The sequence below is a fragment of the Bradyrhizobium sp. DOA1 genome, assembly GCF_001593325.1.
Taxonomy (GTDB): domain Bacteria; phylum Pseudomonadota; class Alphaproteobacteria; order Rhizobiales; family Xanthobacteraceae; genus Bradyrhizobium.
Window position 1 is genome coordinate 5,221,783 of the sequence record NZ_JXJM01000001.1, and the last position, 23,037, is coordinate 5,244,819.

At 65.6% G+C, this 23,037-nt stretch carries 20 protein-coding genes, 1 other RNA gene and 1 pseudogene; 7 read left to right on the plus strand and 15 right to left on the minus strand.

The genetic code is table 11. From position 1 onward, the window contains the following. The 4 genes from SE91_RS24285 to rsmH all read right to left on the minus strand — a co-directional run. On the minus strand, positions 1-1,240 hold a 1,240-nt coding region (locus tag SE91_RS24285), incomplete at its 3' end, for a UDP-N-acetylmuramoyl-L-alanyl-D-glutamate--2,6-diaminopimelate ligase (protein ID WP_061849401.1). Positions 1,241-1,324: 84 nt separating this feature from the next. Further along, on the minus strand, positions 1,325-3,076 hold the full coding sequence (locus tag SE91_RS24290; protein ID WP_061849402.1) for a peptidoglycan D,D-transpeptidase FtsI family protein: 1,752 nt from the start codon (positions 3,074-3,076) through the stop codon (positions 1,325-1,327). Beyond that, positions 3,073-3,465: a cell division protein FtsL gene (ftsL, locus tag SE91_RS24295; protein WP_061849403.1), complete on the minus strand. Its 393-nt coding sequence runs from the start codon at positions 3,463-3,465 to the stop codon at positions 3,073-3,075. Before ftsL ends, SE91_RS24290 begins: the two co-directional genes overlap by 4 nt. 3 nt (positions 3,466-3,468) lie before the next feature. Next, entirely contained in the window at positions 3,469-4,458 is a 990-nt protein-coding gene (gene rsmH, locus SE91_RS24300; RefSeq protein ID WP_061851282.1) for a 16S rRNA (cytosine(1402)-N(4))-methyltransferase RsmH, read from the minus strand. Between the two features lie 514 nt (positions 4,459-4,972). On the opposite strand from rsmH, the gene SE91_RS24305 reads away from it, so the two are divergent. Continuing rightward, entirely contained in the window at positions 4,973-5,755 is a 783-nt protein-coding gene (locus SE91_RS24305) for an N-acetylmuramoyl-L-alanine amidase (RefSeq protein WP_061851283.1), read from the plus strand. Positions 5,756-5,904: 149 nt separating this feature from the next. Here SE91_RS24305 and SE91_RS24310 read toward each other — a convergent pair whose 3' ends face one another. Beyond that, the gene (locus SE91_RS24310; RefSeq protein WP_061849404.1) at positions 5,905-7,137 is read right to left on the minus strand and encodes an RNA polymerase sigma factor; all 1,233 of its coding nucleotides are present in this window, start codon (positions 7,135-7,137) and stop codon (positions 5,905-5,907) included. Positions 7,138-7,159: 22 nt separating this feature from the next. After that, positions 7,160-7,513, minus strand: coding sequence for a YciI family protein (locus SE91_RS24315; protein ID WP_061851284.1), 354 nt, complete (start codon positions 7,511-7,513; stop codon positions 7,160-7,162). Positions 7,514-7,662: 149 nt separating this feature from the next. Between SE91_RS24315 and rnpB the strand changes: the two genes are divergently transcribed. Further along, positions 7,663-8,140: RNase P RNA component class A (gene rnpB / locus SE91_RS24320), an RNA gene on the plus strand. A gap of 180 nt (positions 8,141-8,320) precedes the next feature. Here the strand turns inward: rnpB and SE91_RS24325 are convergent. Both SE91_RS24325 and SE91_RS24330 read right to left on the minus strand, forming a co-directional pair. Beyond that, positions 8,321-9,034: an alpha/beta fold hydrolase gene (locus SE91_RS24325; RefSeq protein ID WP_061849405.1), complete on the minus strand. Its 714-nt coding sequence runs from the start codon at positions 9,032-9,034 to the stop codon at positions 8,321-8,323. Positions 9,035-9,100: 66 nt separating this feature from the next. Next, on the minus strand, positions 9,101-9,529 hold the full coding sequence (locus tag SE91_RS24330; RefSeq protein ID WP_061849406.1) for a DUF983 domain-containing protein: 429 nt from the start codon (positions 9,527-9,529) through the stop codon (positions 9,101-9,103). Between the two features lie 79 nt (positions 9,530-9,608). On the opposite strand from SE91_RS24330, the gene SE91_RS24335 reads away from it, so the two are divergent. Continuing rightward, on the plus strand, positions 9,609-10,979 hold the full coding sequence (locus tag SE91_RS24335; RefSeq protein ID WP_061849407.1) for an aminotransferase-like domain-containing protein: 1,371 nt from the start codon (positions 9,609-9,611) through the stop codon (positions 10,977-10,979). Positions 10,980-10,985: 6 nt separating this feature from the next. Here SE91_RS24335 and SE91_RS24340 read toward each other — a convergent pair whose 3' ends face one another. Next, positions 10,986-11,249: a hypothetical protein gene (locus tag SE91_RS24340; RefSeq protein ID WP_061851285.1), complete on the minus strand. Its 264-nt coding sequence runs from the start codon at positions 11,247-11,249 to the stop codon at positions 10,986-10,988. 230 nt (positions 11,250-11,479) lie between these two features. On the opposite strand from SE91_RS24340, the gene SE91_RS24345 reads away from it, so the two are divergent. Then, entirely contained in the window at positions 11,480-12,223 is a 744-nt protein-coding gene (locus SE91_RS24345) for a sulfite exporter TauE/SafE family protein (protein WP_061849408.1), read from the plus strand. A gap of 65 nt (positions 12,224-12,288) precedes the next feature. On the opposite strand, the gene SE91_RS24350 is transcribed toward SE91_RS24345, so the two are convergent. The 4 genes from SE91_RS24350 to SE91_RS24365 all read right to left on the minus strand — a co-directional run bounded on the left by SE91_RS24350 (position 12,289) and on the right by SE91_RS24365 (position 18,835). Next, positions 12,289-13,695 (minus strand): MATE family efflux transporter, encoded by a 1,407-nt coding sequence (locus SE91_RS24350; RefSeq protein ID WP_061849409.1) that lies wholly within the window; start codon positions 13,693-13,695, stop codon positions 12,289-12,291. Positions 13,696-13,749: 54 nt separating this feature from the next. Beyond that, positions 13,750-15,549 (minus strand): ABC transporter ATP-binding protein, encoded by a 1,800-nt coding sequence (locus SE91_RS24355; protein ID WP_061851286.1) that lies wholly within the window; start codon positions 15,547-15,549, stop codon positions 13,750-13,752. Between the two features lie 364 nt (positions 15,550-15,913). Continuing rightward, positions 15,914-17,500: a DHA2 family efflux MFS transporter permease subunit gene (locus tag SE91_RS24360; RefSeq protein ID WP_061849410.1), complete on the minus strand. Its 1,587-nt coding sequence runs from the start codon at positions 17,498-17,500 to the stop codon at positions 15,914-15,916. Positions 17,501-17,527: 27 nt separating this feature from the next. Further along, positions 17,528-18,835 carry an HlyD family secretion protein gene (locus tag SE91_RS24365; RefSeq protein WP_060735178.1) on the minus strand — a complete coding sequence of 436 codons (1,308 nt, stop codon included), beginning with the start codon at positions 18,833-18,835 and terminating at the stop codon, positions 17,528-17,530. Positions 18,836-19,028: 193 nt separating this feature from the next. Here SE91_RS24365 and SE91_RS24370 point away from each other — a divergent pair, with 193 nt between their 5' ends. Continuing rightward, positions 19,029-19,664 carry a TetR/AcrR family transcriptional regulator gene (locus SE91_RS24370; RefSeq protein WP_061849411.1) on the plus strand — a complete coding sequence of 212 codons (636 nt, stop codon included), beginning with the start codon at positions 19,029-19,031 and terminating at the stop codon, positions 19,662-19,664. Positions 19,665-19,707: 43 nt separating this feature from the next. Beyond that, the gene (locus SE91_RS24375) at positions 19,708-20,043 is read left to right on the plus strand and encodes a DUF6665 family protein (protein ID WP_061849412.1); all 336 of its coding nucleotides are present in this window, start codon (positions 19,708-19,710) and stop codon (positions 20,041-20,043) included. An 82-nt stretch (positions 20,044-20,125) separates the two neighbouring features. Here the strand turns inward: SE91_RS24375 and SE91_RS24380 are convergent, their stop codons facing one another. Then, positions 20,126-21,340 carry an extensin-like domain-containing protein gene (locus SE91_RS24380; protein ID WP_061849413.1) on the minus strand — a complete coding sequence of 405 codons (1,215 nt, stop codon included), beginning with the start codon at positions 21,338-21,340 and terminating at the stop codon, positions 20,126-20,128. A 327-nt stretch (positions 21,341-21,667) separates the two neighbouring features. Continuing rightward, on the minus strand, positions 21,668-22,231 hold the full coding sequence (locus tag SE91_RS24385) for a DUF2147 domain-containing protein (protein ID WP_245318517.1): 564 nt from the start codon (positions 22,229-22,231) through the stop codon (positions 21,668-21,670). A gap of 482 nt (positions 22,232-22,713) precedes the next feature. Here SE91_RS24385 and SE91_RS24390 point away from each other — a divergent pair. Then, positions 22,714-23,037, plus strand: a pseudogene (locus SE91_RS24390) (DUF2147 domain-containing protein); the annotation flags it as partial.

Genomic DNA, 23,037 nt, shown 5'->3' on the forward strand with positions numbered 1-23,037 from the left:
CCGGCTTCTCGCTGCGCGGATTGTCGTCGGTGATGATGACGCCATCGGCATTCCCTGCCGCGATCTCGCCCATGATCGGCCGCTTGCCGGCATCGCGATCGCCGCCGGCGCCGAACACGACGACCAGCCTGCGCCTGGCATAGGGACGCAGCGCCTGCAGCGCCTTCGCCAGCGCGTCGGGCTTGTGCGCATAGTCGACGAAGATGGGCGCGCCGTTGCGCTCGCCGACACGCTCGAGCCGGCCCTTGGCGCCTTCGAGATGTTCGAGGCACGCAAGCACATCGGCCGCGTCGCTGCCGGTGCCGATGGCAAGACCGGCCGATACCAGCGCGTTCTCGATCTGGAACTCGCCGACCAGCGGCAGCCGGACGGAATAGCGCTTGCCGCGATGGTCTAGCGCGAGCAGTTGCGAAAAGCCCTCGACATTGGCCTCCGCGAGACGAATGCCCTCGCCGGCCCCGTCGCCGCTGCGACCGACCGCCATCACGCGCAGGCCGCGCGCCTTCGCCGCTTCAATGACTTCCGCCGAGCAATCATGATCAGCGGAGATCACGGCGGCGCCGCCAGGGGCGACCAGTTCGCGGAACAGGCGGAGCTTCGCCCCGAGGTAATGCGCGACGGTCGGATGGTAGTCCATGTGGTCGCGCGAGAGATTGGTGAAGCCGCCGGCCGAGACACGCACGCCGTCGAGACGGTACTGGTCGAGCCCGTGCGAGGACGCCTCGAATGCGAGATGCGTCACGCCGTCGCGCGCGATCTCGTCGATCTGCCGGTGCAGCGCGATCGGATCGGGCGTCGTCAGGGAGCCGTAGACGGTGCGCTTGGGCGAGACGAGGCCGATCGTGCCGATGCTGGCGGAGGCGTATCCCAGCCGTTCCCAGATCTGGCGCGTAAAGGCTGCGACTGAGGTCTTGCCGCTGGTGCCGGTCACGGCAGTGATGGTCGCGGGCTGTGCCGGAAACAATCTTGCCGCGGCCAGCGCCAGCGCGCGGCGCGGATTGGCCACCGCGATGAACGGAACCTTGATGTCATCAGGCGCATGGTCGCCGACGACGGCCACCGCGCCTGCGGCGACGGCTGCATCGACGAAGCGCGCGCCGTCGGTCTTGCTGCCTGCAAGTGCGAAGAAGAGATCGCCCGGCCTGACCTGACGGCTGTCGAGCGCAAGGCCGCTCACATCGAGCGCCGCGGCAGCGGGCTCGATCGCGGCATCATTGCCTAGGAGGTCGCGCAGCTTCATGGTCTTCCAGTCGACATGCCGCGCCGGACGACTGAAGCTTCGAAAAAGCCCCGACTCACTGGCGGCAACGGCCTACCCGGTTGATTACTGGGTTGTCCTGGATGCTGCAAGAATAAGGCGGTCCGCAGGCGGCAGATCGAACCGCGGCTCAATGCCCAGCAACGGCGCGATCCGCTCGATCACCTTGCCGCCGGTCGGCACCGTGTTCCAGCCCGAGGTGATGAAACCATGCGTTTCGGGCAGCGCCTGCGGCTCGTCCAGCATGATCAGGACGTGATATTTGGGATCGTCGCAGGGCAGGATGGCAGTGAAGGAGTTGAGCACGCGCTTCTTGGCATAGCGCCCGTTGACGACCTTCTCCGACGTGCCGGTCTTGCCGCCAACATAATACCCCCTGACATCTGCCTTTCTCGCCGAACCAACTTCGGCATTGAGCCGCATTAGGAACCGCATCTTGTCGCTGGTCTCCGGCTTGATCACGCGCTTGGCCATCGCCGCCGCTTCGGCTTCGCTGCGCTTCATGAAGGTCGGCGGAATTAGATAGCCGCCGTTCACCAGCGCGTTGATGCCCATCACCGCCTGCAGTGGTGCCACCGAGAGACCTTGGCCGAACGCGGCGGTGACCGTGTTCAGTTCGCTCCAGCGCCGCGGCAGCAGCGGCGCCGCGCTCTCCGGCAATTCCGTGCGCAGGCGCGTCATCTGGCCCATCTTGGCGAGAAACGCCTTGTGCGCCTCGACGCCCTGGTTGAGCGCGATCCGTGCCGCGCCGATGTTGGACGAGTAGGTGAACACCTCCTTGGTGTTGATGAAGCGCCCGAGCGGATGGCTGTCGTGGATGGTGAACTTGCCGTAGTGCAGGTTCCCGCGTGCGTCCCACATCGAGTTCAGATTGATCTTGCCGGAATCGAGTCCCATCGCCAGCGTAAACGCCTTGAAGGTCGAGCCCATCTCGTAGACACCGGTGGTCAGGCGGTTGATGCGATCGGGGTCGTGCGCTTCCTTCGGATTGTTGGGATCGAAATCGGGCAGCGAGACCATCGCCACGATCTCCCCGGTCTTGACGTTGGAGACGAGACCGGAGGCGGCCTTGGCGTGGAATTTTTCCTTCGCCTTCAATAGTTCGTCGCGCAGCGCGTGCTCGACGCGCAGGTCAACCGCGAGCTCGATCGGCTTTTGCAGCCTGTCGGTGGCGAAGCCGGCGCGATGGAGATCGGCGAGGCCCTGGTTGTCGAGCCACTTTTCCAGGCCGGCAATGCCCTGGTTGTCGATGTTGACGAGGCCGATCAAGTGGGCGACCTCATTGCCGGTCGGATAGACGCGCTTGTTCTCGCGCAGAAATCCGATGCCGGGAATGCCCAGCTTGTGGACGGCCTGCTGCTGCGCCGGCGTGACCTCGCGCTTGAGCCAGACAAAGCCCTTGCGCGTTTTCAGGCGCTCACGCACCTCGGCCTCGTCGAGGTCGGGGATGGTCGCGGTCAGAAGCTCGATCGCCTCGTCCTTGTCGATGATGCGCCGCGGCTCGCCGAACAGGCTCGACGCCTTGACGTCGGTGGCGAGGATCGCGCCATTGCGGTCGACGATGTCGGGCCGCGCGGTCGCAACCACTTCCTGCGCCGCGGCGCGGCGGGCTCCATGCGCGTCGGCGCCGATCGCGAACATCACGAGGCGGCCGCCGATCAGGGCGTAGACCGACGCGAAGGCGAGCATGGCGAGGCCGACGCGCGCGCGCGCCTTCGCGGCGCGATCGACGTTGCGTCCGTAAAGCAGGCTGCGGATCAACCGCTGCCGCCAGGGCTCGGGGGGCTTTGCCGTGGGCTTGGCCGGAAGGGCGCTCATTGACTGTCCTCCGGCTGAGGCACGGAGCCTGTGACGCTATCGGGATCGCTCGCGGCTTCGATGGTCTGGAGCATGGCTCCGATCGGGTCGGGCTCGCCGGGCCGGAACATCCGCGGCGGACGCTCCGGCAGGTTCTTTAGCGAGTCATATTGCGTGCCATTGATGGGCTTGAGCGATAGATGCCGGTCGGACAGTCCCTGCAGGCGGTGGGGTGCATCGAGCTTGGCCCATTCGGCGCGCAGCGAGGCGATCGCATCGCGCTGCTCTCGGATCTCTGCACGCAGCCGCAGCACCTTCTCGGTGCGCGCGGTGGAGTCCATCTTGATGCGGTAGACATGGGCGGCTGCGAAGATCAGCGCACCGATGACGAGGAGGTGAATGAAGCGCATGCGCTAGCCACCCCTCATGACGTCGGAGAGTCTCGGCCAGGACAATGGCTGGTCGTCCTCCTGCGCCGGCGCCGCGGTGCGCTCGGCGGCGCGCAGCTTTGCCGAACGGGCGCGTGGATTATGCGCGACCTCGTCCTCACCGGCGACGACCGGCCGCCGCGTCAGCAGCTGAAAGCTCGGCGCGATCTGCGCGACTTCCGGCAGATGCCGCGAACCGCCGCCGGTCCTGGAACGCGCGCCGAGGAAATTCTTGACGATGCGGTCTTCCAGCGAATGGAACGAGACGACGACCAGGCGGCCGCCGGGCCTGAGCACACGCTCGGCCGCAGCGAGCGCGGTCTGGAGTTCTTCCAGCTCCTCGTTGACGAAGATGCGCAGCGCCTGGAACGTCCGCGTCGCCGGGTGGATGTCGCCGGGCTTGGATCGCACCACCCGGCCGACGAGGTCGGCGAGCGCGCGCGTGGTCGTGAACGGCGTCTCCTGCCGGTCCGCGACGATGGCGCGGGCGATGCGACGTGAATGCCGCTCCTCGCCGAAGAGATAGATGATGTCGGCGAGGTCGCCTTCGGAGGCACGCGCGACAACATCAGCCGCAGTCGGGCCTGTCTGCCCCATCCGCATGTCCAGCGGCCCGTCGAGGCGGAAGGAGAAGCCGCGGCCGGCCTGGTCGAGCTGCATCGAGGACACGCCGACATCCATCACCACGCCATCGACCCCATCGAGGCCTTGCGCCGCGCAGATCTCGGCGAGATTGGAGAACCGGTCCTCGACCAGCGTCAGCCTGCCCGCGGAGCGTTCGACCAGCTCGGCACCGCCGGTGATCGCGGTGCGGTCGCGGTCGATGGCAATGATCCGGGTTCCCGGCACCTCGAGGATGGCGCGGCTGTAGCCGCCCGCACCGAAGGTGGCGTCGACGTAAATACCGCCCGCGCGCGGGGCGAGGTGGTCGACAGCCTCGCGGCCGAGAACGGGAATGTGCGGAACCGAGCTCATGTGCCAAGCCTGTCTGACGCCGGCCATGCCGGATCGCGGACGAACAAGCCCATCACGCCTCGAATGATTCCGCGTCGCGGCGGTTCCACGACCAAGCCCTCTTCCAGCATGGTTACCAAGCCCGGTCGCCCCGGGCCGCAAACCCAGTGTTCCCAGTGGAATTTGTCGGGCAGCCATGGGATTTCGAGCCAAAATACGCTTTGGCCGCCTCCGGATGCGGGTCGGCACTTCATCTCTCAGTAACGGCGCTTAGCGTTAAGAAAGCGTTGATCGGCTCGCGACAAGTCGAAAAGGTATCGGCGTGGTGATGCCTCATCCACACACATGGACAAAATGCACGCGTTAACCGCGCCGTGCGATTGCGTGCGGCGCGGGGGTAAAGGAATAGTAAAGAGAAGGCCTTGCCCCACTCTCCATCTTGCTCGAGCTGTTCATGTCGTCCGGTTCGTCCACGCCGTCTGGATCTGATTCGAAGCGTCAGCGCGTTCTCCCGGTTCCCAAGGCCGCAGCGAACATGCGGACGTTCGAGCCGGATTCCTCGACCGTCTCCGACATCATCCCCTCACCAAACCATGGGGAGCGCAACAAGGGACGGCAGCCCGACATGATCGTGCTGCACTACACCGGCATGCCGGATGTCGAGGGTGCATTGGCGCGGCTCTGCACCGCGGGAACCGAAGTCTCGGCGCATTATGTCGTGCTGGAGGACGGCCGCATCGTGCAATGCGTGCCCGAAGCCAAGCGCGCCTGGCACGCCGGGGTCTCCTCCTGGGCCGGCGAGGACGACATCAATTCCTGCTCGATCGGCATCGAGATCATCAATCGCGGCCACGACTGGGGTTATCCGGAATATCCGCTGCGCCAGATCGCCGCCGTGATCGCGCTGTGCCGCGGCATCATGCTCCGCCGCAAGGTGCCGGCGCACCGGGTGCTCGGCCATTCCGACGTCGCGCCCGCGCGCAAGAAGGATCCCGGGGAGAAATTTCCGTGGCACTCGCTGGCCAATTCCGGCGTCGGACACTGGGTCACGCCCGCGCCGGTGGTGCGCGGGGAGAGCCTGATGCTCGGCACCATCAGCGACGCGGTGCTGAGCATGCAGCAGGCCCTCGCCCGCTACGGTTACGGCGTGCCGCTGAACGGCAAATACGATGCTGCGACGATGGAAGTGGTCACCGCCTTCCAGCGCCATTTCCGCCCGGCGCGGCTGGATGGCGTCGCCGACCATTCGACGCTGTCGACCTTGCAGGCGCTGCTGGCGAGCCTGCCGCCAGAGGCAACGGTGGCCGCGTCGAAGTGACGGCCGCGACATAGTCCTCTCTCGTGTCCCGGACGCGCTGCAGCGCTCTTGCGCTGCTGCGCAGAGCCGGGACCCAGTCCGTGAGGTGGGCCCCGGCTCTGCAGCGCATCGTCGAAGTGACGCTGCGCTGCGTCCGGGGCATGAGGGCCCTACCCTATCTCCCTCAGCCGCCGCGCATACAGCCGCCGCAACGGCTCCAGCTGCGTCGCCTCCGACGCTGCGCGATACGCCTCGCGTGCCTGCGCCTTCCGGCCGAGCCGCCGCAACAGATCCGCCCGCACCGCAGGCATGAGCTCATAACCGTCGAGCCCGCCGCGTGCGGCGATGGCATCGACGAGAGCGAGTGCGCGTGAAGGTCCGTCGACCATCGACACCGCCGCGGCATGGTTCAGTTCGACTACTGGCGAAGGACTGATGCGCAGAAGCACTTCGTAGAGTCCCGCAATCTGCGGCCAGTCGGTCTCCACGAAGCTCCTCGCGCGGGCATGCAGCGCCGCGATCGCGGCCTGCACGGCATAGGGCTGCGGCCGGCCCGGCAGGCGTAGCGCATCCTCCACCAATCTGAGGCCATCCTCGATCTGCGCGCGGTCCCACAGCCGGCGATCCTGCTCTTCGAGCAGCACGATGTCGCCGGCCGGCGTCTGCCGCCCCGCGCGCCGCGCGTCGTGCAGCAGCATCAAGGCCAGCAGGCCCTTGATGCCGGCGCGATCGGGCATCAACCGGTCCAGCAGGCGGCCGAGCCTGATGGCCTCGACGGCGAGATCAGGCCGCATCAGGTCCGTGCCCGACGTTGCGACATAGCCCTCGGTGAAGACGAGATAGATCACCGCGAGCACGCCGTCGAGCCGCGGCGCCAGCGCGGCGCGCTCCGGCACCTCATAGGGGATGCCCGCAAGGCGGATCTTCTGCTTCGCGCGGACGAGGCGCTGTGCCATCGCCTCCTCGCTGACGAGGAAGGCGCGCGCGACCTGCGCCGTCGACAGCCCGCAGACGGTGCGCAGCGTCAGCGCGACCTGGACCTCGGCCGCGAACGCCGGATGGCAGCAGGTGAAGATCAGCCTGAGCATGTCGTCGTCGAGCATTGCCAGCGGTTCGTCCGGCGCCTGCGCATTCAGCTCGAGCTCGTGCACCAGCGCCTGCTGCTTGCCGCGAAAGACAGCCTGGCGGCGGATGCGGTCGATTACCTTGTGCTTGGCGACATTGACCAGCCAGGCGCGCGGATTGTCGGGGATCTCGCATGCCGGCCAGCGTTTCAGCGCGACGGCAAAGGCATCCTGGAGCGCATCCTCGGCGAGATCAAAATCGCCGACGAGACGGATCAGCGTGGCAAGCGCACGCCCCGCCTCGTCGCGGAAGATTTTATCGATCTCGGAAGGGTTCATGCGCCGACGCGCTGCTCCACCGTCACTTGTCGTAGACCCAGATCGGCCGCACCTCGATCGAGCCGATCCGCGCGCTGGGAATCCGCGCCGCGATCTCGATCGCGGCGTTGAGATCCTTGGCTTCGATCAGATAGTAGCCGCCGAGTTGCTCGCGCGTCTCAGCAAACGGACCGTCGATGGTCAACGTCTTGCCGTCGCGCACGCGCACCGTGGTCGCGGTCGTGGTCGGCTGCAAGCGGTCGCCGGCCTTGAAATTGCCGTTCTGGATGATGCCTTGCGTGAAGGCTTGATACTCCGCCAGCATCTTCTGGGTGGTCGCTGCGTCGTTCTTCGCGTACTCGACCTCGTTCTGGTAGATCATCAGCAGATACTGCATCGCTTCACTCCTGTTGCTCGGCATGGTCGCCGACATGCAGTCGAACGGGGCACGCGCCAAACGACATCTTCAGGATAAATTATTTGCGGGCAGCGCGCGCGGCGATACCGGCTTGACGAAACCGTCACAAATGCTCCATGCGTTATCGGTCAGTCGGCCGGACGGCCGCTCCGGCAGGTGCCGAAAGGCCGCCGGGGAGGAAAGTCCGGGCTCCCTTGACATGCGGTGCCGGATAACGTCCGGCGGGGGCGACCCCAGGGAAAGTGCCACAGAGAACGAACCGCCCGCCTTCGCCCTTTGGGCTTCGGCGCGACAAGCCCTCGGGCCTGCCGTGCCGTAGCAGCGCAAGCTGCGTAGGCAGGTAAGGGTGAAAAGGTGCGGTAAGAGCGCACCGCGGATCCGGCAACGGAGCCGGCATGGCAAACCCCACCGGGAGCAAAACCGAATAGGGACGGCGCAGCGGGCTGTTCGCGAAAGCGATAACGCCGCGGGGCGATGTCAGGCCCGCCGTCCGGGTAGGTTGCTCGAGGTCATGTGCGAACATGGTCCCAGAGGAATGGCCGTCACGTATCGTTCGCGCAAGCGGACGGTGCCCTACAGAACCCGGCTTACAGGCCGGCTGATATCTTGCAACGAGGGGCTCGATGCTAGCGCAGCGAGCCCCTCACCATTTGGACTGAGCTCGCAGCGATTCAAAGGTGTCATTCCGGGGCTCGCGAAGCGAGAGCCCGGAATCCATCGGGCGGCAGAGAGGGTGGAGAGATGGATTCCGGGCTCGCGACTTCGTCGCGCCCCGGAATGACGAAACTAGGCCACGATCTTCTCCAACACCGCCATCAGCGCCTCCGGCGCGGTGACGTTCGGCGCGTGGCTGGCATCGAGCTCGACATAGCGCCAGCCGCCTTCGCTCTTCGTCCGCTTCGCGAATTGCCCGAACACGTCGCCCGGCGGGATGCGGGTGCAATAGATGTAACTGCGCGGCACTGTCGCCTCGCCATGCGCGAGCCTCAATCGCGTCTCGAAGCATTTGATCGGCATCGGAACGCGGCGCGCATTGAGCCAGTCGAGATCGGCCTGCGGCGTATCTGGTGGCGGCGGGTTCGGCGGGATGCGATAGCCGTCTTTCGAGCTTGCTGCCTTGCGCATCGGCTCGCGCCCGCCCTCGTTGAGATCGAATAGCGACTGGCCGTCACGCGGCACGAAGGCGTCGAGATAGATCAGCTGCGTCACGCGCTCACGCGCGCGGTCGGCGACGCCGGTCGCTACCATGCCGCCATAGCTGTGGCCGAGCAGAACGATGTCGTTCAAATCCTCGAAGGCGATGACGTTGAGGACGTCCTGGATATGCGTCTCGAGATCGATCGACGGGCTTGCCAGATGCGCGCGCTCGCCGAGGCCCGTATAGGTCGGCGCCACCAGGCGGTGGCCGGCCGTTGCCATCAGCGGATGCATCTTCTTCCAGGCCCATCCGCCGGACCATGCACCATGACAGAGCAGGAAGGTCTTCGCGGGTGTGGCCATCGGTGTTTCCATCGTTCTCGTTTCTACGACGGAGTGTAGCGGCCGAGCGCTGGATGTAAACGCCGCTTAAGCCGCGCGCGTGTCCGCCTTCACCAGCGCCGGCGCGAGCTCACCCGTCTCGCGCCGCAGCTTGCTCGGCTCGAAACCATGCATGCCGAGCTGCCATTGCAGCCCGACGATGGCGCCCTTGGTCGGTTGCAGCAATCCGAGCGAGGCGAACAGCGTCACCGGCAGCCACACCGCGAGTTGCAGCCACTCCGGCGGCGCGTAGGCGGTCTCGATCGCGAGGATCGCCGGCACCACGAGATGGCCGACCACGACCATCACGAGATAGGCCGGAAAGTCGTCCGCGCGCTGGTGGAAAAGTTCCTCGCCGCAATGCTCGCAGGTGTCGGCCACTTTCAGGAAGCGGCCGAACATGTGCCCTTCCCCGCAGTTCGGGCACTTGCCGCAAAAACCGCGCCACATCGCCTTTGCCAGAGAGACCGTCGCCATGACCACACCTCTTCCTTCTCGACGATCCATACAATAATATCTTGTATCCATACATTCAAAGGATATCGGCCTAAATTGCATGGATTGGACCCCTACAATCTCGGAGCTCTCGGGCCCGCGGTACCAGCGCATCGTCGAGGCCATGGAGGCCGACATCGCCGCCGGCCGGCTGGTGCGCGGCCAGCAATTGCCGACGCAACGTGCGCTCGCAAAGGCGCTCGGCATCGACCTCACCACGGTGACGCGCGCCTACACCGAAGCCCGGCGCCGCGGCATCATGGAAGCCCGCGTCGGACAGGGCTCGTTCGTGTCGGAGACCAGCGCGCGGCGCGCGGTGGACCTCCCGCATCCGGTCGCGATCGATCTTTCGATGAACGTGCCGCCGCATCCGCTGGAAGCGCAACTCGACGAGCGCATCATTGCCGGCATGGAAGCCATCCGCGCGCAATCGGGCCTGACGGCGCATCTCAACTACCAGCCACCCGGCGGCAGCGCGCATGAACTTGAAGTGGCGGCGCGCTGGATGCGTGCGCGCGTGCCGCATGCGCATGCCGACAGGCTCGTGATCTATCCGGGCACGCAGACCATCCTGTTCAACCTGCTTGCTCATCTTGCCCGGCCTGGTGATGTTGTACTGACGGAGGCCCTCACCTTCCCCGGCATCAAGGCCGCCGCCGCGCGGCTCGGCGTCAAGCTCGTCAGCGTCGCCATGGACGATGGCGGCATCCTGCCCGATGCACTCGCGGCGGCTTGCCGCGCGCACAAGCCGAAGGCCGTCTATCTCATTCCGACGCTGCACAATCCGACCACCGCGACATTATCCACGGCACGACGTGAGGCGATCGCGAAGATCGTCCGTGATTCCGACACGAGACTGATCGAGGACGATGCCTACGGAATGCTCGACCGCTCGGCAACGCCGATCGCGAGCCTCATTCCGGAGCGGGCTTATCTCGCAACCACACTGTCAAAGTGCATAGCGCCCGCCCTGCGCGTCGCCTATCTGCTGGCGCCCGACAACGATGCGCAGCAGACGATGCGGAGCCATTTGCAGGCGACGGTGCAGATGCCGGCGCCGCTGATGGTCGCGCTAGTGACGCATTGGATCGAGACCGGCATCGCCGATCGCATCATCACCGCCATCCGCAGCGAGGCAGTCGGCCGCCAGCAGTTGGCGCAACGCGCATTAAAGGGATTTCAGTTCCTGGCCAAGCCCGCCGCCCATCATCTTTGGCTGCGCTTGCCGGAAGGCCGTCCCGACGTCGCAGCGCATCTGCTGCGGAACGGACTGGCGGTGGTGGCCGGCGATGCCTTCACCGTGGACGGGACAGCGCCACATGCAGCGCGAGTGTCGCTGGGCGCGGCGCGTAACCGATCGGAATTGACGGAGGCGCTGCGCATCCTGGTCGGCGCGCTGCACAAGCCTGTCGACGCCAGGCAGATCGTCTAAGGAATTCTATCGATGACGGCGGTGGCGCGAGCGAACGACAGGTGCAGCCGGTGACGGATAGCCCTGCGATGCATAGGCATCACGCGGACTACTATGCTCACCCAGCGCGGCGCGCGCCGCAGGCGTGAGCTGGCCGCCATTCAGCACGTCACGATCGGGATGGGCGGCTTGATAGGCCGCAGGCTCCGAGAACTGCGCCTGCGCCATTGTCGGCATCAAGGCCGCACCCGACAACAGCGCGACCGCAACGGCGATGTTCGTGCGGGTCATGGTCATTCTCCATTGTCTCATTCGGGACTGGGCCGATTGAAGCGCATGGTGGCGTCTGGCAGGCCCCCTGGGATTGAAGTACGATCGTCATGTAGGCGTGTCTTCCGCAAAAGCCCGACATCGCAGATCACGCTTGCGTGCAGCGCGGATTGACCTGCACGGCAGCAAGCGTGCTATGCGGGCCACGGCGATCAACTGATTGGGATCTCCGTCGCGACAAGGACAACTGTTTGGAAACGCTCACCTATGCACTGCTGCTGCTCGGCGCCTTGGCCGGGGGCTTCGTGTCGGGGCTGGCCGGGTTCGGCACGGCGCTGATGGCGCTCGGCATCTGGCTCTACGTCCTGCCGCCTTCGCTCGCGGTGCCCCTGGTGCTGATCTGCTCGGTGATCGCGCAGACCTCGACGCTGCCCTCGATGTGGAAGAGCTTTGACCTGTCGCTGGTGTGGCCGTTCCTGATCGGCGGACTGATCGGCGTTCCCCTGGGAACGACGATGATCGCCTCGGCCGATCCGAAAGTGTTCAAGCTGAGCGTCGGCGTGTTGATCCTGATCTTTTCGAGCGCGCTGTATCTGAACAAGAGGCCGCTCGCGATCAAGTTCGGTGGCCGGATCGCCGATGGTGCGATCGGCTTTGCCGGCGGCATTCTCGGCGGCCTCGCCGGATTGTCCGGGCCGCTGCCGATCCTGTGGGCCAACATCCGCGGCTGGAACAAGCACGAGCGCCGCGGCATCTTTCAGCTCTTCAATTTCACCGTGCTCGCCACTGCGCTGGTGCTGCAGACCGCATCGGGCCTGGTCGAGTTCAAAGTGATCTGGCTCGCGCTGATCGCCTTTCCCGGTACGCTGATCGGTGCCTGGGCAGGCGCCCGGGTTTATCATGCCCTCAACGACAAGCATTTCGGCGATGTCGTGCTCGGCCTGTTGTTCGTGTCGGGCCTGACGCTCGTCTGGAACAGCGTCGGCGCGCTCTAGCTCGGCGTCCTTTTCGTCAGCGCCATGCCCCCGGCCGAAAGCCGGGGGAGATCGACAAGCTGTCGCTATGCAGGCTCGCGTACCAGAGGCGCAGCGGGTTGGGGGCGCTCCGGCTCCGGCCCCCTCCCCAGCGGCGACATTGTAAGGCGCTTGTTGAACTCGCGGCGCAGCAACCACAGGCTCAGGGCGGCTTGGAGCCCGACTGTCGCGATCGACAAGTACCAAACATGCTCCATCCGGAAGCCCGGCCAGGTCGAGAGCCAGATCGACGGCAGGGAATAGGTGAGGACCCGCACGGCCGAGGTCCACAACACCGGCTTGGTGTTGCCGAGCCCCTGAAACATGCTCGAGCACGTGAAGATCAGCCCCTGCACCAGCATGTTGAGCGAGACGATGCGCAGAAAGAGCGAGGCAACTGCCATCGTCTCCTGATCCTGCGAGAAGCCGGCAAGCAACAGACCCGGCACCAGTTGCGCGGGGACCAGGAACACGATCATCACGGCGGTCGCGATCAGCGCCGCCTTGACGAAGGTCTCCCGCACGCGCGCGCCGTTGCCGGCGCCGAAATTCTGGCCGGCGATCGGGCCTGCGGCAAGAGCGATGGCGAGCGCCGGCATCTGGATCAAGCCGAGGAGGCGCGTTCCGATGCCAAATCCTGCCTGCGCCGCCGGGCCGAAAACGCCCAGCACGTAAAAGCCCACGCCCATGATGATGAAGACCATCACGAACTCGCCGCCGGCGGGCAGGCCGACATTGAGGATACGCTTCCACTGCGAAAGCCGCGGCCGCCACTGTGCTGGATGGAAGGCGACATAACGCTCCAGCTTGAGGAAATAGGCGAGCAGCATCAGCACGCCGATGAAGACCGCCAGCGAGCTGGCAAGGCCTGCTCCGGCAACACCGAGCGCGTAGCCCGTGCCCCAGCCCGCGATCAGCACCGGCGCCAGCGCGATATTGATGATCACGGAAAGCGCCTGCACCAGCATGCTCGGCCGCACGATGCCGGTCGCCCGCAACGCCGACGCCATCACCTGCGTGGCAAATTGCAACGCCAGCGCCGGCATGAACCAGAGCAGATAGATGGTGCCGGCCTCGACCGTGGCGTCGTCGGCCGCGACCGCGCGCATATAGGGGCGCGACAATGCCAAGCCTGCGATCAAGGTCAACAACCCGAACAGCACTGACAGCGCGACCGCCTGGTTGAAGATCAGATTGGCGTCCGCCCGATCCTTGCGCCCCACGGCATGCGCGATCAGCGCCACCGTGCCGACGCCGAGCACCTGCATCAGGGCGTTGACGAGAAAGCCAGCGTTGCCGGCCGCGGCGACACCGGCGACCGCCGCATCGCCCAATCCCGACACGAAGTAGAGATCGACCAGTTGGCAGATCATGATCGTGATCATCCCGACCATGATCGGCGGTGCCATGGCCAGGATGTGTCTCACGATGGAGCCGTTTGTCAGGTCTTTCATGTCAGTCCATCCTTGGCGACGCGGCTTTGGGCCATTTGCCCGCCGCCGCGCGCCTCATTCCGCCGCTGCGATATGTCCGAGCTCCACCACCTGGCGCTCGAACAGGCCGCGATAGATGCCGCCCGGCTTGCCCGCGAGCACGGCATGCGTGCCCTGCTCGACGATCTCGCCGCGGTCGAACACCAGGATGCGATCGAGGCTCCGTACCGTCGACAGGCGATGCGCGATCACGATCGAGGTGCGGCCCTTCATCAGCCGCTCCATCGCCTGCTGGATCAGCGCCTCCGATTCCGAATCGAGACTCGACGTCGCCTCGTCCAGGATCAGCACCGGCGCATCCGCCAGGAAGGCGCGCGCCAGCGCAACGCGCTGCCGCTCGCCGCCGGACAGTTTCACGCCGCGTTCGCCGACCAGCGTGCCATAGCCCTTCGGCAGGCGCAGGATGAAGTCATGCGCATTGGCGAGCCGCGCCGCCTGCTCGATCGCCTCGAGGCTGGCACCCGGCCGGCCATAGGAGATGTTCTCGGCGAGCGAGCGGTGGAACAGGATCGGCTCCTGCTGCACGATCGCGATCTGGCTGCGCAGCGAGTGCTGCGTGGCCAGCGCAATATCCTGTCCGTCGATCAGGACCCGGCCATCGGTGACGTCGTAAAGCCGCTGCACCAGCTTGACGAAGGTCGTCTTGCCGGAACCGGAACGGCCGACGAGGCCGACCCTCTCGCCGGCGCGAATCGTCAGCGACAGCCCGTCATAGAGCGGCGCGCGATGGCCGCCATAATGGAACGTGACGTCGTCGAACACGATCTCGCCGCCCGCGATCGCGATCGGCCGCGCGTCGGGCGCATCGGCGATCCCAATCGGCTCGTCATGGATCGCCACCAGCTCGTCCATGTCGTTGACCGAGCGCTGGAGGTTGTTGATGTGCATGCCGACGTCGCGCAAATAGGCGTGGATGACGTAGTAGCTCGTCAGCACGTAGGTGACGTCGCCGGGCGAGGCGTGACCCGACATCCACAGCAGCACCGAGCCGCCGATCACCGACGCGCGCAAGCACAGCAGCAAGGACAGCTGCGACATCGCGGTGTAATTGTAGCGATACCAGGTCCGCCGCACGCGCACGCGCCAGCGGTTGATGACGCGCGCGAGCCGCGTGTCCTCGCGCGCCTCCGCGCCGAACGACTTCACCACGGCATTGCAGGTCAGCGCGTCCGCCAGCGTGCCGCCGATCTTGGTGTCCCAGGCATTGGAGATTCGTGCGGCCGGAGCGATGTAGCGCGTCGAGAACACCACCGTGATGGTGACGTAGACGATCGCCCCGACCGCGATCACGAGGCCAAGCGACGCCCAGTGCACACCAAGCAGGATCATCGAGCCGACCAGCACCAGCAGCGAGGGCGCCAGCGCCATCAGGATGGTGTCGTTGAGCAGGTCGAGCGCCCACATGCCGCGGGTGATCTTGCGTACCGTTGAGCCGGCGAACGAGTTCGCATGCCAATCGGTCGAGAAGCGCTGCACGCGCGTGAACGCGTCCTGCGCGACGTCGGACATGATCTTCAGCGTGAACGGCACGATGGCCTGAAGGCCGATCAGCCGCAGCACCATCGAGGCCGCGCCCAGCGCCACGATGCCGCCGAACGCCACCAGCGCCGCGTGGCGCGCATCGGGATCGGAAGGTCCGCGCGTCAGCGCGTCGACCAGATGGCCCGAGAATACCGGCATGAACAGGTCGGCGACGGTCGCACCCAACAGGCCGCCGGCCACGACGAGGCCGCGCCCCGGCTGCTTCAGCCAGTGCCGAAATACGAAGGGCAGCACCACGCGAATCGCGGCGGGCTTTTTGGACAGAGCGGTCATGACATCATCCGGCCGCATGCGCGGGCCGGCTCCATCGATGGACGCAGATCGGCAGCGAGGGCCGGAACGGCGTCACTCAAAACTGACTTTGACTTGGGACGCTTTGAATTGGGAAGCGGAGCGATCGGGGCGCTGGGTCGAAACCCTGGCCCAATCAGAACTGGCGGAGGAGGCCTCTAGCAGGCCGCGTACATACCGAGCCAGAACGTGATCGAGGTCATCATCGAGCGCGGGCGTACGATCTGCGAATGCGACGAAATCATGCAAATCTCTCCCCGGTTCGATTGAATGAGGTGCGCTTTATAGATGTGCCGTTTGCGATTTGCAACGGGGCTCACGCGAGATCACGAACGAGTGTTGCAAATTAGTGCGCGTCGCCCCCGGCACCGAAAGGCGAAGGCGGCTTTTTCAGTAGCGCGACCAGCAGGCTGAGACCGAGATAGAACACGGCCATCACGAAGAAGGCATCGCCGAAGCTCATCACCACGGCCTGCCGATGCACCAATTGGGACAGCTGCTTCATCGCCATCAGCGTGGAATCGCCCATTCCCTGAAACTTCTGCATGAACATGGTCAGGGTTTCGGTCGCGGTGGCGTTGCCCCAGGTCACGCGCTCCTGGAGCCGGGTGATGTGCAGGTCGGTGCGGTCGTTGAGCACGGTGTTGATGACGGCGAGCCCGACCGCGCCGCCGAGATTGCGCGTCAAGTTGAACAAGCCGGAGGCGTTCTTCACCTTGTCGGGTGCCAGCGTGCCGAGCGCGATGTTGTTGGTCGGCACCATCGCGAACATCATGCCGATGCCGCGCAGGATCTGCGGTACCAGCAGCTCGTAGAAATCGTAGTCGCGCGTGATCCAGGTCATCTGGTAGGAGCCGATCGCGAACACGATGAGGCCAAACGCGATCATGTAGCGCATGTCGACCTTTGCCATGAGCCGGCCGACCAGCGGCGCGACTAGGAACATGGTGATGCCCGAGACGAACATGGTCTCGCCGATCATCAGCGCGCTGTAGCCGCGCACTTCGGCGAGATAGCGCGGATAGATGTAGGTCAGGCCGTAGAGGCCGATGCCGATGCAGAATTGCAGCGTGCAGCCGATGGCGAAATTGCGGTTGGAGAAGGTCCGCAGATTGACGATCGGCTCGGCGGCGGTGAAGACGCGCCAGAAGAAGGCGATCGCCGAGATCGCGCAGATCCAGGCGCAGACCGCCACGGAGGTGTCCTGCATCCATTCATATTGCGGGCCTTCCTCCAGCACATATTCCAGCGTGCCGAGGAAGGCGGCCATGAACAAGAGGCCCCACCAGTCGAAGCGTTCGAGCAGCTCGAAATGCGGCTCGTCGAAATCGACCAGCGCCAGCACGCCCAAGGTGATGCCGATGCCGGGCAGCACGTTGATGAAGAACAACCAGTGCCACGACATCACATCGGTGATGTAACCGCCGACCGTCGGCCCGATGGTCGGCGCCAGTGTCGCGACCAGACCGATGATGGGGCCGACGATGTGGAATTTGGTCCGCGGGAACACGGTATAGGCCGAGGCGAACACCGTCGGGATCATGCCGGCGCCGAGAAAGCCCTGGAGCGCGCGCCAGAGGATCATCTCCTCGATGGTGGACGCAAAGCCGCAGAGCAGGCTCGCGGCGGTGAAGCCGGCGGCCGAGATCGCGAACAACAGCCGCGTGCCGAAGGCGCGCGACAGGAATCCCGACAGCGGGATCGCGATCACCTCCGCGATCAGATAGGCGGTCTGGACCCAGGAGACTTCACTGGAGCTCGCCGACAATCCGGCCTGGATGTCGCTGAGGGACGCCGAGACGATCTGGATGTCCAGGATCGACATGAACATCCCGAACACCATGATGATGAACGCGAACAGCCGCTTCGGCGCGATCCGCTCCGAAGCAGGATCCGCCATCATGGCAGGTGAAGCGGTGGTGGCGTCGGCCATCGTCCCAACTTGCCGTGCTCGGGTTGGCTACTGCGGATGGACGGCGGGATCGTCGAGATCGACCTCGCTGTCGGCGTCGGCCGCGCCCTTGTTGGTGTCGACGGTCGCGTAGACCGACATGCCGGCGCGGAGCAGGTTCTGCTTGGCCACGGACTTCGGCACGCGGATGCGAACCGGCACGCGCTGCACGATCTTGGTAAAATTGCCGGTGGCGTTGTCGGGCGGCAGCAGCGTGAACACCGAGCCCGCGCCTGCCGCGATGCTGTCGACCACGCCGGAGAACTTGCGCATGCCGTAGGCATCGACCTTGATCGTCACCGGCTGGCCGGGACGGATGCGCTTGAGCTGCGTTTCCTTGAAATTGGCATCGATATAGACGTCGTCGAGCGGCACGATGTTGCCGAGGCGCTGGCCGACCGCGACGAAGTCACCGGTATTGACCAGGCGATTGGAGAACGTGCCGTTGACCGGCGCGCGCACCGCGGTGAAGCCCAGGTCGCGCTCGGCCTTGGCGAGCGTGGTCTTGAGTTCGGCGAGTTGCGCCTGCGCTTCGGCCTGCTGAGCCTTGGCGACGTCGACATTGCTGATCGCGACGTCGTAGGCGGCCTGCGCGGCCTTCACCGCGGCGGCGCCCTGGTCGCGTCCGGCTTCCGAGCTCTCGAACACCGCGCGCGACGCAAAGCCCTTGTTGCTCAGCGCCTGCTGGCGCTCATAGTCGAGATCGGCACGCTTGAGGCCGGCTTCAGCCGAGACGAGCTGCGCCTTGGCCTGCGCGACCTGGCTGTCGAGCGCGGCGACTTGTCGGCCGATGCGATCGATGGTGGCCTGCTGGGTCGCGATCCGCGTCGTGGCGGAATCGACCGCGATCTTGTAGTCGCCATCGTCGATGCGGAGGACGACGTCGCCGGCACGCACCGGGGTGTTGTCGCCGACAAGGACCGCGGAGATATGGCCGGCGACGCGCGCGCCAAGCATGGTGTTGTTGGCGCGGACATAGGCATCGTCCGTGGAGATGTAGAAGCGGCCGACCAGCGTGTAGTAGCCGGCATAGCCCGCAGCGGCCAGCGCGAGCACGAGGCCGAGGCCCATCATGACGAATTTGCGCTTGCCGGATTTGGGAGCGCCGGCCGCGGGCGCCGCCTGCGCAGGTGCGGCTGGTTTGTCGGTCACAGGCTTCTCCGGGACCTCGCCGGTGCGAAGCTTGGTCTCGTCGGCCGCGTGAGCGCGCAGCTGCTCGGCAGGGGGTGGCGATGTCTCGGACGCAGGATCGCGGCCCGCCTGCTCCACCGTTTCCTGGCGAAGAACGCGCGCAGCCTGGTCTCTCGATAGGGCCATAAAGGCCTCCCCACAAACACGCGACTGGGCTCGGCCTTCCTTGCGGCCGATTGCCCTCGCTACTCCAAATATCATTGACCGAACGGTTCGGTCAATCTACATAATCAACCCGGGTCGCACCATACGGGCCCGATCCTAGATTTGCGTTTCAACGTTCGACATCCACGAAGAAACCCTCCGAGACCCTAAACCAATGGTTGTAACTACCAACGAACATCTGCACGTCGTCCAGGAAGAGGACAGCTCCAAGCGTCGCCAGATCCTGGACGGAGCCCGCAAGGTGTTCATGGCGCTCGGCTTCGACGGTGCCAGCATGGGCGAGATCGCGCGCGCGGCGCAGGTCTCCAAGGGCACGCTCTACGTCTACTTCGCCGACAAATGCGCGCTGTTCGAAGCGATCCTCGAAGAGGAAGCGCTCCAGCATGGCCAGGTCGTTTTCAATTTCGATCCCGCGCGCGATGCCGATACCACGCTGAAGGAGTTCGGCCGCGCCTACATCCATCTGCTCTGCCGCCCCGGTGGCGGATCGGCGATCCGCACCGTGATGGCGATCGCCGAGCGCATGCCCGATGTCGGCCGCCGCTATTATGCGCGGGTGCTGGACAAGACCATCAACCGTCTCTCCGAATATCTCAGGGTCCAAGTCGCTTGCGGCGATCTCAAGATCGACAATTGCGATCTTGCTGCCTCGCAATTCATGGAACTGTGCAAGGCCTCGCTGTTCCTCCCCTTCGTCTTCCAGGCCGCCCCCGCGCCATCGGAAGAGCGGATGACCGAGGTGATCGACAGCGCGACGCGGATGTTCCTCGCGGCGTATAAGGCGAAGTAGCCACGCGTTGCGAAGCCTGGTGCTGCGGCACTATATTGCGGCCATGTCTCGTGATCTTCGCCCGCCGGTCGATATCCTCCACTACGAGATCGTCCAGGAACAAGCCTCGGCGCTTGGACGGATGGGCCGCGCGCTCGAACAGACGCTGGTGCGCCTGCGCGAATTCGATGCCGCGCACGCGCACGCAGAGATGCCGGCCTCACTGCAGCCGGCGCGGCGCAAGCTGGTCGCGGAAGCCGGCCAGGCGCTCTGGATGTTCGTGGTGCAACGCGAGGCATCCGGCTTGCGTGACAGCCGCCATATCATGCGGACCTACAACGTCCCGGCCGAGGTGCAGCGATGCATGGGGCTGGCCCCCGCGCCGTCGAAGCGGACGTAGCTCGTAGCCCGCACGAGCCAAGCGATATGCGGATTGTCCCGGATATCGCTGCGCTCATCCGGGCTAGAAGGAAAGCGTCAGCCTATTCGTCGATGTAGTCGTCCTCCTCGCGCTTGCGCGAGGTGCTCTTGCGCGCGCCGAGCGAGCCGGTGACGGAGGGATCGCGCGCATTGGCGTAAGGGCTGCGCGATTGCGCCCGCGCGGCGACCTCGTCGCCGGACACCGCGGCCGGCTGGCAGATCAGGCGGCGGCTGGCGCGGCGCATCAGATCGACATGGATGTGATCGTAGTGAAAGACGTTGGAGCCCGGCGCGAGCACGGTGGTGAAATGCGCGCAGGCCCCCGCCTGCACGTCGCGCAAAAATCCCTGCTCTTCCGGCATGCCGCGCCAGCCGTCCTTCACGGTGACGCGGCGGCCGTCGGCGAGCACGAAGGCGGAGATGTCGAGCGCATTGCCGAAGGCGTGCTCGGAAATGTGGGCGCGCGAGTTGCCGTTCATGCCGCGGCAGGAATAGGCCGAGATCTGCTTGATCTCGGCGACGCGGACGCCGAACCAGCGCATGGCCGAGGGCTGCACGGTGTCGGCGAGCCAGCGGTCGAGCTCGGACACGATCGGACAGGCGAGCGTCGCGGTCGGCTTGATCGCAACGGGACCGACGGCGGCAACGGCATTGCCCTGCGCGGGGCCGAGACGCGGCAGCGGCCGCTGCGCGGGCGCCTGCGAGTAGGGCGCGGGACCCGCCGGCCGCGCGGGATAGCTCGGCGCATTCATGTAGCGCGAGGCCCCCGCGGCATCGGTGCCCTCGGGCGGCAGATCGATCTCGTCTTCCTGCGGCGCGACGCCGGGCGCGTTCAGCGACATCGGCCCCGACGAGGTCCCATAGCCGGACGGCTGGCGCACCGCGCTTCCGGGATAATTCGACTGTGATGGATAGGAGGAGGCCGGATAATCCTGGCTTTGCGGATAATTCGATCGCGGCTGCGTCACCGGCCAGCGCGGCTGGCTGCCGATGCTGCCAGGCGGACGCAATTGCTCGTCGGCAAAGCCATAGGTGCTCGAGGCTTCGCCGATGGCAGCGACCTTGAGTGGATATTCGGCGCCGCATTGGCCGGGGCCGGAAATCGGGTCAATGCGAACAATGTCCGCGCTCTCCTTGATGGCCCCCGATTTCAGGCACGCCGCCTCCGCCTCGGCCCGCCATGGTTCACGTTCGGCCTGGAAGAAGCCGCGTCCGCAACCCGCTAGCGAAACAAGGACGATGGAGCCGACGAGATACAAACGAACTCCGCGCGTCATGCACGCACGTTCGGTGAATTTACTTAAAGACTCTTCAACGTGTCGATTTCAACCTTCCTTAACCAAGCCGGCCGTGCACGCCGAAACGCCTGAAAGTGCCGAGCGACAGCAGGGCTGACTTTTTCGTCGAGAGACATTCTGTTAACCATAAAGTTCGCGCAAGGCGGCGCGACAGCGGGAGCGATCTCATGACGTTCGCCGGCAGACTGAGCGTTATCACCGCGTACCTCGCGATGGCTTTTGTCGGCGCCATCGTGCTCGGCATGATCTAGCGATCCATCAAGTGCCGGCTCTTCTCCCCTTCGATGCGCGGCATATCGCGAAGAGCTACGACCGCGCGTTCCATGGCCGCGAGGTCGTGATCATCTGCCCTCGCGGCGCCTCGACCCGCGTCCAGTCGTTGCCGGAGCACCAGAAACGGCCGAACGCGCAGGCTTGGACGTGCAGCTTGCCGGAGCTCTTCAGCGTCATCGTCGCATAATAGGTGTTGCCGCTGGTGCGGCTGTAGATGCTGCCCGTCCAGACGTCGTGCGTTTTCGGCTTCATGTTGACGAGTACGCTCTCGCCCCTGCTCGATGCTTCCGTGAGCGCAAAACCGCACAGCGCCGGTCCGCAACGCTCGATGCGAACAGTGCCCTTGGCGCGAGAGCTCTCCCATTCGCCCAGCGGCCTATAGCGCTCATCATCGTTGGGCTGCGCAAGCGCTGCGGTCTGCGCGATCTCTGGCTTCGGCGCGATGAGTGGTTGTTCGATGCGCTCCAGTTCAACCCGCGGCGGGTTGGCGCTGGGCGTCTTCAGTCTCGGCGGCTCCAATTTCGGCGCCGGCGGCGGCACGACGGGCTGCGAATTCGTTGCGGCAAGGACGGGAGGCGCCGGTGGCGGCGCGGCCATGGTCGCTTCCGGCGGCCGGACCCGCGGCTCAGCACAAATCGGCTGTGGCGCCTGAACGACCGGCGCGGGCGCCGGCTGCGCCGCTGGTGCCGGGCTGACGTTCTCAGACGCCCGGAGGCTGCGGCTGGAGATCGACACACAGGAAGCGGATCGGCAATGGCGGGAGGCCTCGACATGAAAGTGATGGCCGCGGATCGAGAAGGAATAGGAACCGGCCTCGGCTGCGGGCGCAATCGCCATCAAGACGATCAATGTGCCAAGCGAAGTCGCGGCAAGCCGCTTCATCGACGTCTCCCTCTCTGTCGCAGCGACGTTAGCCAGACGAGGGCCGGCCGAATGTGCGCCGGCTCACGCAGGCGACTGCAAGCCGTTGTGACCTCCGTCACGGAAGCCGTGACGGCCCCGGCGTAGGGTCGCACCACGCTTTCATTCACCGGCCGCATCAGTCCAAGCCCGGGACCGCGCCATTTTCGGAGGTTGTCATGAGCAAGCTCACCATCGTCGCCACCGCGCTCTTCCTCGCATCCACGGCTGCCGCACATGCCGGCAACACGATCTCGTTCCAGATCGAAGGCCAGCACATCCGCATCGAGACGCCGCGCAATTGCGCCTCGCTCAATTGCGTGACCATCGTCGCGCCGGGCCTGTCGGACAAGCCGATCAAGCTGAACAACATCAACCTCAAGGGCCTCGGCGGCTCCAAGGACGATGACGTCGAGCCCGCGCCGGCTCCGGCGACCAATGCGCAGCCCGCACCCGCTCCGGTGCAGCAGCAGCCTGCGCCGCAGGCGCCGGTGCAGGCGACC